This window comes from Rhodococcus sp. KB6 (genome assembly GCF_001445685.1).
Taxonomy (GTDB): domain Bacteria; phylum Actinomycetota; class Actinomycetes; order Mycobacteriales; family Mycobacteriaceae; genus Rhodococcus_F; species Rhodococcus_F qingshengii.
Window position 1 is genome coordinate 48,549 of sequence record NZ_LNAK01000102.1, and the last position, 12,800, is coordinate 61,348.

Annotated in this window: 11 protein-coding genes; all 11 read right to left on the minus strand. The window is 63.0% G+C overall.

Annotated elements, in window-relative coordinates; genetic code table 11:
• Window positions 1-24: 24 nt before the first annotated feature.
• On the minus strand, window positions 25-1,506 hold the full coding sequence (mftG, locus tag ASU23_RS13805; protein ID WP_058038117.1) for a mycofactocin system GMC family oxidoreductase MftG: 1,482 nt from the start codon (window positions 1,504-1,506) through the stop codon (window positions 25-27).
• A complete protein-coding gene (gene mftF, locus ASU23_RS13810) occupies window positions 1,503-2,900 on the minus strand; it encodes a mycofactocin biosynthesis glycosyltransferase MftF (RefSeq protein ID WP_007730153.1) in 1,398 nt (465 codons plus the stop codon). Before mftF ends, mftG begins: the two co-directional genes overlap by 4 nt.
• Window positions 2,901-2,997: 97 nt before the next feature.
• The gene (gene mftE / locus ASU23_RS13815) at window positions 2,998-3,690 is read right to left on the minus strand and encodes a mycofactocin biosynthesis peptidyl-dipeptidase MftE (protein WP_058038118.1); all 693 of its coding nucleotides are present in this window, start codon (window positions 3,688-3,690) and stop codon (window positions 2,998-3,000) included.
• A 98-nt stretch (window positions 3,691-3,788) separates the two neighbouring features.
• Complete coding sequence (locus ASU23_RS13820) at window positions 3,789-5,027, minus strand: HNH endonuclease signature motif containing protein (RefSeq protein WP_058038119.1); 1,239 nt, start codon at window positions 5,025-5,027, stop codon at window positions 3,789-3,791.
• Between the two features lie 52 nt (window positions 5,028-5,079).
• Window positions 5,080-7,029: a mycofactocin system FadH/OYE family oxidoreductase 2 gene (locus ASU23_RS13825; RefSeq protein WP_058038120.1), complete on the minus strand. Its 1,950-nt coding sequence runs from the start codon at window positions 7,027-7,029 to the stop codon at window positions 5,080-5,082.
• Window positions 7,029-7,856, minus strand: coding sequence for a mycofactocin-coupled SDR family oxidoreductase (locus tag ASU23_RS13830; protein WP_003941966.1), 828 nt, complete (start codon window positions 7,854-7,856; stop codon window positions 7,029-7,031). The genes ASU23_RS13825 and ASU23_RS13830 overlap by 1 nt, the downstream gene beginning before the upstream one ends.
• Window positions 7,853-9,784 (minus strand): mycofactocin system FadH/OYE family oxidoreductase 1, encoded by a 1,932-nt coding sequence (locus ASU23_RS13835; protein WP_058038121.1) that lies wholly within the window; start codon window positions 9,782-9,784, stop codon window positions 7,853-7,855. The genes ASU23_RS13830 and ASU23_RS13835 overlap by 4 nt, the downstream gene beginning before the upstream one ends.
• Before the next feature lie 26 nt (window positions 9,785-9,810).
• Window positions 9,811-10,989, minus strand: coding sequence for a pre-mycofactocin synthase MftD (mftD, locus tag ASU23_RS13840; RefSeq protein WP_003942047.1), 1,179 nt, complete (start codon window positions 10,987-10,989; stop codon window positions 9,811-9,813).
• A 55-nt stretch (window positions 10,990-11,044) separates the two neighbouring features.
• Window positions 11,045-12,262 carry a mycofactocin radical SAM maturase gene (mftC, locus tag ASU23_RS13845; RefSeq protein WP_003942089.1) on the minus strand — a complete coding sequence of 406 codons (1,218 nt, stop codon included), beginning with the start codon at window positions 12,260-12,262 and terminating at the stop codon, window positions 11,045-11,047.
• A gap of 76 nt (window positions 12,263-12,338) precedes the next feature.
• The gene (gene mftB / locus ASU23_RS13850; RefSeq protein ID WP_007728309.1) at window positions 12,339-12,626 is read right to left on the minus strand and encodes a mycofactocin biosynthesis chaperone MftB; all 288 of its coding nucleotides are present in this window, start codon (window positions 12,624-12,626) and stop codon (window positions 12,339-12,341) included.
• Window positions 12,611-12,706, minus strand: a complete 96-nt coding sequence (mftA, locus tag ASU23_RS33400) for a mycofactocin precursor MftA (protein WP_063836238.1) — start codon at window positions 12,704-12,706, stop codon at window positions 12,611-12,613. Before mftA ends, mftB begins: the two co-directional genes overlap by 16 nt.
• Window positions 12,707-12,800 lie beyond the last annotated feature (94 nt).

Here is a 12,800-nt window from a genome sequence, read left to right on the forward strand (position 1 = left end):
GACCCAGCCTGCTGCCCCTCGCGGTCACTCGTCGCCGAGCAGAATGGCGCTTGCTCGTTCCGCGACCATCACCGCGGTCGCATGCGGGCCGCGGGTCGGGATCGTCGGCAGGATTGACGTGTCAACAATACTGAGTCCTTGCGCGCCGATCACACGGCACCGACCGTCGACGACTGCGAACGGGTCCGCCTCGGCACCCATCACGCAACTACCGGACATATGCAGCGACGTTCCCAGGCGGGATTCGACCCACTCATCGGTGTACTCCATGACGGGGCGATCGATCAACCCCGTCTCGGCGATCGACTCGAGAAGATTCTCGGCGATCCGCATCCCTTCCCGAATGGCAGCTCGATCGTGCGCCGACGCGACGTAGTTGTACCGAATACGCGGCGCCCCAGCGGGATCCCCCGATGCCAGCTCGATGCTTCCCCGGCTGTGCGGCGCCATGAGGACCACTCCGACGCCGTGGTCCATGCGAGGCACACCGGGAACCAGGTCTGTGAAAGATGCGGTGTACGGACGGATTTCGATCTCAGCGAGGTTGAGGGCTGTCTCCAGCACCGGAGTCTGCGATCGAATCGTGCGGGGCTTCGAAAAATGGTACGGCAGCAGCACTTCCGGGTGGTCGACGAAGTTCTGTCCGACGCCCGGTCGATCGAGAACGACGGAAACTCCTTGCTCTACAAGTTGTTCCGCTGGACCAACACCGGAATTGAGGAGAATGTGCGGTGTCGCCACCGCACCCGAACACACGACCACATGGTCGGCACGAATGCGTCGGACATTGCCGTCGCCGAGAACGTCGACGCCGATCGCACGGGTACCCGAGAACGCGATGCGAATGACGTTCACTCCGGATTCCACCCGCAGATTCGGCCGGTGCAACGCCGGCATCAGATACCCGATCGCCGTACTGATCCGACGATGATCCGACACGTTCAGTGGCACTCGGCCCACCCCGAACGAGTCCGGCGCATTCTTGTCGACGTCGTCGGGAAAGCCTGCTCCGAGCGCTGCCGCATGAAACTCGCCGCTCAGTGGATGCAGTTGGTCCCACGCTCGACGCTCGACCGGGATCGGTCCGGCGGTCCCGTGGAACTCGCCCTCGAAATCACGATCCGTTTCGGACTTCTTGAAGTACGGCAAGACGTCGTCGTATCGCCATGAACTCGGCCAATTCTCGAAATCAGCACGGGTCGCGCGGGTGAAGTACGCACCGTTGACGGCTCCGGATCCACCGAGTGTCCGCCCCCGCGCAATTGTGGACGCCCGACGCGGCGTCAGTTCGACCGGATAGGTCCACGTGTATTCGCTCGCAGGTCCGACCGGCAGTCGGTACGGATCACCCAGGACGTCCGGGAGTTCGAGCGCCGATCGATATCCGCTTCCCGATTCGAGGAGCATCACCGTGGCGGATGGATCTTCACTGAGCCTGGCTGCGACCACGCAACCACACGTGCCACCACCGACAACCAGGAAATCTGCGTAGTCGGCTTCTGTCACTTGGTGATTCGAGGTTTCAGCGCCGCCCAGTCGCGGGCGTCGAATGCGCCACGCCAGAGTCCGGCTCCATACGCGATGTCGTCGGCTCGTTTGAAGAAGACGTACCGAACCGGTCCCAGCCCGCCTGGCTCACGGTGGCGATACCAGTCCACCAAACCTTCGGTGACTGCTGCAGCGACGGCCAGCCGCCGAATTCGCCTGGAGGCGATCACCGCCAGGAGCGTCACGGGCCAGTAGTGACGACACATTGCCGAGGCGAGTTGCCAGAATCCGCCGACAACTCCCTGCGCGGTGAGGATCGCCGCGATCCGGGTGGGTTGACTCAGGCCGGTGAACATCTTTCGCAGCCGGTAAACGGTAAACAGTAAAGCGCCGAGTGCGCCGGCAAGACCGGAACGGGTCAGTGTTGCGGCGGCGATGCACGCGAAGAGCGTCGAGAACGACATCGCCATCGGCGGAACCGAACCCTCGTGTCTTGCAGCCAACGGCGCCGCACCCGTGCCGTAGAACGCTCTCCTGGCGAACCACTTGTCGAACTGAACTCGATGATCGTGGGCGACATGCGCAACCGGTTCGTACCTCAGTCGCCAACCCGCAGCCTGCAGTCGCCAGCAGAAATCGACGTCCTCGGCTACTTCGAGACTCTCGTCGAAACCGTTGCATTCGAGTGCCACGTCGCGCCGGACGATCACGGCGGCGCTGGGGACATAGGCGACCGGACTGCCCGACTTCACCGCAGCTTCCTTGCGTCCGAGGTCGAGAGACGATCGCATGTTCTCGTACCGCGCCAGCGCCGTCCCGTACGGATCGAGGGCGACGATGCGGGGTGCAACAAGGGCAACCCCCGGATCGCTGAAGTGGCCCAACATCAACTCGAGCCAACCGGCACGCGGTATGACGTCGGAGTCCAGGAAAGCTACGAAACGTGTTTGGGCCGAACGCAATCCCGAGTTTCTCGCTGCCGAGGGTCCGCGGGCACTCTCGTGCCGGACCACTGTGATGGTGCCGGTGCCCGGGCAGGCGCGACGGGGCTCCACCGGCACTTCCGAACCGTCGTCGACAACGATGACGGTCAGATCCTTGAGGACGGGCAATAGGCGTTCGACGCCGGCCTGGTTGTCCTTGACCGGAATCACGACCGTGACATCGGCAGCGGACGGCGTCGACATCGGACGAGGATTCGCGACACCTGAATCGAGAAGGTGTCGCGCAACCGCAGCGCTCTGCTGATCGACCACCTCGAGGAAGCCGTCACCGATCATCGCCGCAGCCGTCGGCGCCAGCTTGAGCATCCGCGTCGGAGATCCGCCGATGAGTACCCGGCCACCCGAGTACGTGCGCACCTTGGGGTCCAACCGAATGCCGAAGCCGTCGGGGAGTCTTGCTGGTCGCATCAGATGATCGTAAGGGACGTAGCCCGTCGTGCTGCAACTCGTCGCAGCCTCGAAAGCCGTCGCAGGTGGACCGTCCGCCCCCACTCGGTCGTGGTCGTCACCGAAGCCTCCCATCTGGACCAGGCTCCCACCGGGCCAGTCCATCCGTCACGCGTCCTACCAACTCACCGAAGATGTATGCGCCGTCTTCGGCGGTAGCCCCGACTGGATTGCCGAGAACGCCGTTTTGCGACACAGCGACCATACCGCCCGAACGCATTCCTGGCATCAGGTCCGCGATAGGAGACAAATTTCCTGTCTCAGCAAGGCTCATGTGCACCAAATCGGGCGAAAGGTGCAGCAATAGGCTCGTTTCAGTGTGTCCGGCATGGGCGTCGGCACCCGGAACAGCGCACGGCACCCAAGCAGCATCACGCCCCTCATACCGCAGAAGTGCCACCGCTTTGGCCAATGCGGGACCATTTCCGCCGTGGCCGTTGACGAACAGCACCCGCTTCGTCCATCTGAACGCCGACCTTCCGTATTCGACGACTACGGTTTCCATAGCCTCGGCACCGATCGAAATCGTGCCGGCAAACCCTTCGTGTTCGCCGCTCGCCCCGTATTCGATGGCCGGGGCCACGACGACGTCGGGCAGAGCCTGTGCGACTGCTCTCGCGATCCGAGTGTCGGTATCGAGAGGCAGGTGCGGTCCGTGTTGTTCGAAAGAACCGACCGGGACCACGACGGTGAGCGCAGTGCCCTCGAGCGCAGGACTCGGGATGGCAGCAAGGTCACGCGGAGAACTCATCCCCCGATCGTATTGGTGCGGGCCCCTCCCACCGCAACACTGCATGCGGATACACCGGGGCATTGTTGTGCCCCGGCGTATTCGTCAGTTGTCGCGGTTCACGCCGCTGTCGGTGGGCTGTTCCCGCCGATCGGCTGTTGATACGGATCGATCGACATCGGTGGATAGAACACCGATTTCCGATCCGGGCCGATCTCCACCCGCCACTCGGTGTGGTGCAGCGTCCGATGGTGATGACCGCACAACAAGATCAGATTGTCGAGATCTGTTGGGCCGCCATCGTTCCAGTGAACAATATGATGGGCATCGCACCACCCCGACGGTGTCCCGCACCCCGGAAACGCACACCCGCCATCGCGGACCGCCAACGCCCGCCGCTGCGGCACCGTCGCTGTTCTCGCTTCCTTACCGCACTCGAGCGGAACACCATTCTCATCCAACAAGATCCGCGTCACGGTGCAATCGCAGGCCAACATCCGTGCGGTGTCAATACTGATCGGGCCCACCCAATCCGCCCACGCAAATCCGAGTTCTTCGGTGGACGGCAGGAGGTCTTTCAACGCTTGCAGGTCCGTCATGTCTTTTGCGCTGGCGGTGACCGTGATGTGTGGTTTCACCCCGCCCTCGATCGGACCCAACCCCGCCCGCTCGTACCGGCGCAACAACTCGCAAAACCCGTCTGCACGTCGTAATGCCGGAGTGCGGGTGTCTTTGGCGCCGTCCTTCTCCGGCGTCGGAGCCGACAGACTCGACAACAATGTGATCAGACGCGCCCCGTTCACAGCATCTAGGTCTCCCTTCACCGACACGCGCCCGTACAAACCTTTCGACGCGTAGAACTCGTTACGCTCCGAATCTTCCCCCACCGGAACGCCGTCCTCACGGTTTCCGTACTGCTTGTCGATCCGCCGGATCGTCGCCCGCACCGCATCACAATCAGCAATATTCTGCGACGCCAGGCCAAGCAGGATCCCGCGAGCCTTGTCCACATCCGCCAGGGTCATGTTCTTCGGTGGATGCTGACAAAACGACGCCACCTGCCGCGCCTTCAACGCATCAACGTCACCGCGATGGAATGCATCCGCGACAACAGGTTCGAGCATCAACAATCGCGCCAACCCGACGAGCAGGCTGCACTCACCGATCTCCAGATTCGTCGACCCGTGCAACCACTGCGCGATCGCCCGAAAACCCTTCCCGACCAAAGTCTCCCGGGAAAACATCTCCACGATCAGCAACACCATCCGCGACTGCAACTCGTGCCGGGCGCGCACCAGATCGAGAACCTCACTCTTGAGGCCCTCACCATCCAGCTGCCACGCATCCCGACTGTCCATGCTCAAAGTTTAATCGAACATACTTTCGAGAACCAGAGACAAAACGGACGACTTATATCGCCAACGCGGCCCGATGCCCCTCGATGACGGCCGCGTGCGAACGCCTCGGAGACAAGGCGTCACCGATGCGAAATTTCTCGAAACAGCTTCCCTGCAAGGTGTTCCACAACTCGTCGACAGGTTCCTGCTGTGTCGCGAAGACCACCCAGTCGACTGCAACTTCCTCGGTCTCACCCGTCGGAAGGTGAACCAAGCTCACGAGCGGCGAGGCCCCAGCGCTCACCGAAGTCACCATCAGATCTGTCCGTTGACCGATCGACTTCTCGAACGCTCGGCGGTTCCACCCCTCGAAATCCAGGGTGATGCTCAGGTCCTGCGCGACCACCATGCCGTTGGTCGCGATCGTGACGGCACAGCCTCGATCAGCGAGGAACTCCGCCACCGACGTACCTTGATGGAATCCCAGTTCGTCGTAGACGAGCACCGTTCCACTCGGCAGAATCTTGCCGTCGAGAACGTCTCGAACACCCACCACACGCTCTGATCTACCCGCCCACGCTGGGCGTAAAGGCCGCGCTCCGGTTGCAATCACGACCACCTCGGGCGCGCGCTCCTCCACGATCGCGAGATCAGCTCCAGCACCCAGCTCGATCGTCACACCGCTTCGGCGACACTCAGATTCGAGATTCCGGACGAGGTCGGCGAGCTCACGGCGAGCCGGTACCACCGAGGCGGTAAGAATCTGTCCCCCAAGTCTTCGTTCACGCTCGAACAGCGTCACCGCATGACCTAGCTGGGCCGCTGTAGCCGCAGCTTGCAGGCCGGCGGGGCCGCCACCGACCACCACCACCGTGCGGCCCCGTCGCCGCGGCATCGGCAGCGGTACCGATTCCCGACCAGCGCGCGGATTTGCGGTGCACCCCAACCAACGTCCCAGACCCATCCGCCCGACGCATTCCTGGTTGCAGGACAGGCAGGTTCGCACCTGTACCGATTGACCAGCACGCGCCTTGTTCACAAAATCCGGATCGGCGATCTGCCCGCGAACTACGCCCACCAGATCGCATACACCGTCCTCGAGTGCAGCTTCGGCTTGCTCCGGCGTCTTGAAACGGCCGACTCCGACGACTGGAAGATCGATGACCTCCCTGATCGCAGACGGGACGAAGTTGGCGTAGCCGGTGGGTACAGCCATCGATGCTTCGACCAGATGCAGTGTTTCCGTGGCCATTCCGACGGTGGTGTTGATGTAGTCGACGTGACCGTCAGCTTCGATGAGTTGGGCGGTGGTTACCGCGTCGGACAGTTCGATGCCACCCCGCGTTCCTTCGTATCCACTCAGGCGCACACCGAGCACACGATCCGGGCCGATGGCCTTACGCAGTACCCCGAGCACTTCGAGAAGGAAACGCGCACGATTCGCCACGCCCCCGCCGTAGCGATCAGTGCGCAGGTTGGTCGAGGGTGCGAGAAACGCGCGCACGATGGACGACTGCGACGCCTGCAATTCCACCCCGTCGAAGCCACCGGCAACGCAGTTGCGCGCAACAAGGGCGAACCCTGCGAGAATCTCGGCAATGTCCGCGTCGTCGACAGCCTTGGGCACCTCGCGGAACAACGGATCCGCAACGGCGCTCGGCGCCAACAGCGGCGAGCGCGAATAGGTTCCAGCGCCCTGACCCCCATTGTGGTTGATCTGCGCGAGAATCGACGAACCATGCGCATGAACGGCGTCGGTGATCCGCCGGTATCCCTCGATCGCTTCCGGCCGATAGCCCGCAATCATCTTCTCGTACGGTCGATCCGAAGGATGCGTCGAGTGCTCCTCGGTGATGATCAGACCCGCACCGCCGCGTGCCCGCGCCTCGTAGTAGCTCGCGTGCTGCTCCGTCGGCAACCCGTTCTCCGCGTAATTGGTCAGGTGTGCGGAGAACACGACCCGATTGCGGAGTGTCAGGTTGCCCAGGCGCAGTGGCGCGAAGAGGCGCGGGTACGGCGTCATCAGACCTTGGAGTTTCCTTGATCGAGAGCGATATGACTTGCCGTGACGGTGCGTGAACCGTCACCCGCGAGCCACAGAACGGTATCGGCGATCTCGTCGGGTTCGGCGAACGCGATGTCCGAGAGGATCGGAGTGAAGTTGGGAAGGTACTGCGGAAACTTTGCAAATACCTCGAGAGCGCCCTGGTCGACCCCCATCGGCGTATTCACTCCGTAAGGATGGATCGAGTTGACCCTGATCTTGTACTCCCCCAGTTCCTTTGCCGCGGCCTGCGTCAGACCGACGAGACCGAACTTGGCGCTCGCGTAGTGCGCCTGTCCGGGCAGCGCCTTGAGTCCGGCCACCGAACTGACCACGATGATCGATCCACCGCGCCCACCCTCGATGATCGCCGGCACCGAGGCCTTGAGGGTTTTCCAGACTCCGGTCAGGTTGATGTCGATCAGAGTTTCCCACTGCTCGTCCGACATTTCCCAGAATCGATTCCAGTTGCAGACCCCGGCGTTGGCGACCACGATGTCGAGACGTCCGAACTGTTCGACGCCGTCCTTGACCACCGCGGTGAGCGCTGCGCCGTCACGGACATCGACCTCACGGGCGAGGATCTTCCCGCCCTCCGCTTCCACCAGACGTATCGTCTCGGCAAAGTCCTCGGAAGTTGCTGCGTCGTAGGAATTGTCCGACGCCACCGACGCGCATACGTCGACCGCGATGATCGCTGCTCCCTCGCGCGCCATCTTGACCGCGTGCGCACGTCCTTGACCGCGCGCTGCGCCGGTGATGAAAGCAACGCGACCTTCGAGCGAACGAACTGAACCCTGTGTCATGAGATAGCCCTCTCTGCAGAATTGAAACTCGTTCTAGTAGTAAACCCTGCAAAGCGCCCTTCGCGGATGGATTCGAGAACAGTTCTCGGGGCAACCGAGTCGCCCACCTGAATGTCGGCCTCTTCCTTCAGCGTTTCGTTCGGCAGACGAGGCGAGCAGTCGATCACCACTTCGCACTCGAGCTGTGACCGCTCGCCGGTATGGACGTGTTCGACGCAGACGGCCCCTCGAGCGATTTCGGTGACACGTGACGCGAGCACCCTGGTGATCCCGGCCTGCTGGATGCGCGTGTTGGCGCCGACCAGATCCCCACTCGCGCCGAGCCTCGAACCGACGATGCTGTCGGGAGTCACAATCGAGACGGAGATGCCATGGGCCGCGAGTGCTTCTGCGAGCGCCACCGCGATCGGTCCACCGAGGGGATCGATCAGCGCGACCGGACCCGGCCCCACGGTGCTCAACTTCTCGAAGGCTTCCGACGCATCCAACCACCGAACCGAATCGTCGACCGGATACGTCGGCGGCCTCGCAGCACTACCGGTGGCAACGACAACAAACTCGCCCCGGCTGCGTGCGTCACCCAGGTCTTGGGCGTCGAGCGCCGCCCCGGTCCGCATCGTCACGCCGCTACGACGGCATTCGTCCTCCAACCACTGCGCGAGGAGTGCGAACCGGCTACGGCCGTCACCTCGCGCAAAAGTTCGGATCATGCCGCCGAACTGCGATGAACTCTCGACGAGTGTGACCGAGTGCCCCGCCACCGCCGAGATCCGTGCGGCTTCCATCCCAGCGGGGCCACCCCCCACGACCAGCACGGCTCCCAGTGTCGAAATCTGCTCTCGCTCATCGGGGTCCACCGTCTCGAAACCCGCGCTCGGATTCCCGACGCACGTCACGACAGGATTGCGAGGATCACGCACGAGGCACGCCTGATTGCAGAGCACACACGGCCGGGGACGATCGCCGCGCGCGGCTTTCACAACCAGGTCCGGGTCTGCGATCTGGGCCCGGGTCATCTCGACGAACTCACCTACTTCCAGCGCCGCGTGAGCGTCGGCGATGTCCACGACGCTCCCCTGCACGACAACAGGAATCGACAGAGCGGCCTTGATCTCACGGCACAGATCGAGGTTGAAGTTCGGCGGGCAGTGAAAATCGGGGCGGTACCGGTCAGACGAATAGAGTCCGCCACGAACGACGACAAGGAGATCGAGGAACGGAGACACTTCACGCGCGATACCGATGGCAAGATCGGGCGTCAGGCCCGCCCATGGAGCTTCCTCGTCACAGGACAACCGCAGGGAGACAACGTGATCCGACCCGACTTCCTCGCGCACTGCCGAGATGACCTCGCGAACAAGAGCAACGCGATCGCTACCGTATCGGTCTTGCCGAGTGTTGGTCAGACCCGAAAGGAATTGTCGCAGAATGCTTCGAGGACCGGCATCGAGTTCCACTCCGTCCATTCCCGAAGCGACGGCCAGCGCCGACGCCTCACGGAAGCCGACTATCAGCTGGTCGATTTCCGGCTGCCCCATTGCCATCGGCAACTCACGCGTCGCCGGGTCGGCCACTCTTGACGGTCCCCACAGCACCGACTGGGAGTATGCGCTCGATCCCTGCATGCCGGTATGACCGAGCCCGGCCAGAACCAGCGTTCCGTACGGAGCACATGCAGCCGCGATCGACTGCCACCCCGGGCCACATTGCGACGCCAACGGCGCCCGCTCGTACGGCCAGTCGTTCTCCGATACCGAGGCCACTTCGGTGACGACGATCCCGGTTCCGCCCTCGGCGCGGCGCTGGTAGTACGCACGGTGCCGATCGGAAAGCGAGCGTCCCACAGCAAGATTGGTCTCGTGCGGACCGAAAACAACCCTGGACCGGACGAGGCGTCCGGCCAGGGTCGTGTGTTCGTCGAGTGTCAACTCACAGCTCTATCGGAGCCGTAATCTCAGCTGGCACCCAATGTGCGTGTGAAGCCTTCCGGAATCACCAGGTCCGCCGGGCTCAGTTCGGTGATGGACGAGTGGCCGAGGCCCATCAGCCCCGAGTCGATGCCCATCCGCATGAGGTCGAGCACGTTCTCGACACCGGCCTGGCCGTTGGCCGAGAGGCCCCACAGGTAGGCGCGCCCGAGCATGACGGCCTTGGCTCCGAGTGCGAGCGCCTTGACGACGTCGCCGCCGCGTCGAATGCCGCCGTCGAGAACAACTTCCACCTGATCGCCCACGGCCTCGGCAATGCCCGGGAGCACACGGATCGGCGCCGGGGTGCCGTCGAGGTTGTTACCACCGTGGTTGGAGACCGAGATAGCGGAGACACCGGCGTCGACAGCTCGCTTGGCGTCGTCGATGCGCATGATGCCCTTGAGCATGAACGGTCCACCCCACTGCTCACGAAGCCAGGCGATGTCTTCCCACGTCGGAAGCGGAGTCTGCATCCACTCGCCGTATGCGCCGAAGAACGTCGGTGCAGGCTGGCCGGGAGCCGCGAGGTTGGGGGTGGTCAGGTCCGGAATCTTGCCGGTCTTGGCGAACTCGAGCAACCACTTCGGGCGCATGATTCCCTCGGGTGCGAACTGGAACATCGCCTTGAGGTCCATCTTTTCGGGGATGGACGGGCTGCCCCAGTCGCGACCGTACGAGAAGGACCAGTCGGTGGTGATGATCAGGCCCTTGGCACCGGCAGCGCGAGCGCGCTCCATACGCTGCAGGAGCACGTCGCGGCTACCGACCCAATACATCTGGAAGAAGACCTGCGGGTTGGCCGCGGCAACTTCTTCGATGGACTTGCTGGCAAAAGAACTCAGTCCGATGGCTGTTCCCCGTGCTGCAGCCGCACGGGCTACCGCTACTTCACCGTCGGGGTGCACTGCCTGCACACCGGTCGGTGAAATCATGACGGGCAACGAAATGTCCTGGCCCATAATGGTGGTGGACATCTCGCGCTTGTCCGACAGCCCGGCAGCGTGGGGAGCGAAACCCAATTCGCTGAATGCCGCGACGTTGTCGTCGACCGTCAGCCCTTTCTCGGATCCCGCTACCAACGCCGCGTACACGGACTTGGGCAACCTCTTCTTCGCACGGCGCTGTGCTTCTGCCACCGTCTCGAAGAAAGCATTCTTAGCCATTGAACTGACCTCTCTGGGGTGCAGCTTTCGCCGCACTGTCGGTATCGCGCAGTAGTTACTGCATTCCCGCAAGCGGGTTTTCGTCACAAATCTTGGCGGGCGGACGCATCATCAGTGTCAGTGGCACCGATGCGCGTGGGGTCTTACGTTGACCGGAACGGGAGTGGTCGACACTGGACTTCGGGACCTCGCCCGCCGACGCCAGTGCCATTTCACCGTTGCCGATGACGCACTCGGGGTCAGGTCCGTCCATCGGCAGTCCGGTGAAGAACTTGGCCGCCATGCAGCCGCCGCGGCAGGAGTCGTAGTGGTTGCACTTGCTGCAGGCGCCACCGGTTTGGGGCGATCGCAGCTCCTCGAACAGGTCCGAGTGCTGCCAGACTTCCTGGAATCCACCGTCTTTCACGATGTTTCCGGCGAGGAACTGCTCGTGAATCGCGAAGGGGCATGCGTACACGTCACCGACCGGGTCGATCAGGCACACGACGCGGCCCGCGCCACAGAGATTGAGACCGGGCAGTGCATCGCCGAAGGCGGAGAGGTGGAAGAACGAGTCGCCCGTCAGGACGCCTTCGCCATTGGCGACCAGCCAGTTGTAGAGCTCACGCTGCTGCTCCGGACGCGGGTGCAGGTCGTCCCACACGTCGGCGCCGCGGCCCGAAGGACGCAGTCGAGTGATGCGCAGGGTCGCGTCGTACTTGTCCGCGAGAGCCTTGAACTCGTCGAGCTGACTGACGTTGTGCCGCGTGACGACCACCGAAATCTTGGCGTCCTTGAAGCCGGCTTCCTTCAGGTTCGCGAGAGCGCGCTCGGCCATCGCGAACGAACCAGGCCCGCGCACAGCGTCATTGACCTCAGCGGTGGCACCGTCGATGGAAATCTGCACGTCGACGTAGTCACTGGCTGCGAGGCGCGCCGCGACCTTCTTGTCGATCTTCACGCCGTTGGTGGAGAACTTCACACCAACCTGGTGGTCGGTCGCGTAGTCGACGAGCTCCCAGAAGTCGGAGCGTACCGTCGGCTCGCCGCCACCGATGTTGACGTAGAAAACCTGCATACGCTGCAGCTCGTCGATGATGGACTTGCACTGTTCGGTGCTCAGCTCGTTGGGGTCACGACGACCCGACGACGAAAGGCAGTGCACGCAGGACAGGTTGCAGGCGTAGGTGAGTTCCCACGTCAGGCAGATGGGGGCGTCGAGTCCGAGTTCGAACTGATCGACGAGGCGACCCACCTTGGCGGGCGGGGAGGGCTGTTCAAGAACTGAGGTCATGGCTGTGTCCTCGCGAAGAAATGAAGCGGGCGAACGTGCGGAAGGGCTGTTCCGCACGTGGGGGCGAGCGTCTGGCTCAGACAGGCACGATCATGTGCGAGTCGGCGAGAGTGCTCAGCGCGCGGGCATATTGGGGAGCCGCGTCATCTTCGATGCCTTGCGCACGTAGTGCGGACCGGACATCAGGATGGTCTGGCAACGCCTTGACCACCGCAACGATGGTCGTGTTCTTCAGGAACGACAGCTTGCGTGTTCCGAAGTGGTAGAGCAACGCCCCGAAAGGTTCGGGGCGAAGCGCTACCTGCGGGTGGAGTTTCCACCCCGCATCGAGATCCAAAGCAGACACGGTCAGTACACGCCGCACATGCCGTCGATGGAAACTTCCTCCACGAGGGACTCCTCGACGAGGTCGTTCTCGAGCGCCTTGTTGTCACGATCTGACATGGATTCCTCCTGCGGTCGCACTCCGTCTGGAAGTCTGTAGATCAGACTTCCAACCTGGGAGTTGGTGGTCACTAGTGGGACTTCACTGTGACTC

Coding starts and splice junctions, on each gene's coding strand:
- mftE (WP_058038118.1), bottom strand. CDS start 3,690: ATGAGTTCTCCGCGTGACCTTGCTGCCATCCCGAGTCCTGCGCTCGAG.
- mftF (WP_007730153.1), bottom strand. CDS start 2,900: ATGCGACCAGCAAGACTCCCCGACGGCTTCGGCATTCGGTTGGACCCC.
- ASU23_RS13820 (WP_058038119.1), bottom strand. CDS start 5,027: ATGGACAGTCGGGATGCGTGGCAGCTGGATGGTGAGGGCCTCAAGAGT.
- mftC (WP_003942089.1), bottom strand. CDS start 12,262: ATGACCTCAGTTCTTGAACAGCCCTCCCCGCCCGCCAAGGTGGGTCGC.
- ASU23_RS13825 (WP_058038120.1), bottom strand. CDS start 7,029: ATGACGCCGTACCCGCGCCTCTTCGCGCCACTGCGCCTGGGCAACCTG.
- mftA (WP_063836238.1), bottom strand. CDS start 12,706: ATGTCAGATCGTGACAACAAGGCGCTCGAGAACGACCTCGTCGAGGAG.
- ASU23_RS13830 (WP_003941966.1), bottom strand. CDS start 7,856: ATGACACAGGGTTCAGTTCGTTCGCTCGAAGGTCGCGTTGCTTTCATC.
- mftD (WP_003942047.1), bottom strand. CDS start 10,989: ATGGCTAAGAATGCTTTCTTCGAGACGGTGGCAGAAGCACAGCGCCGT.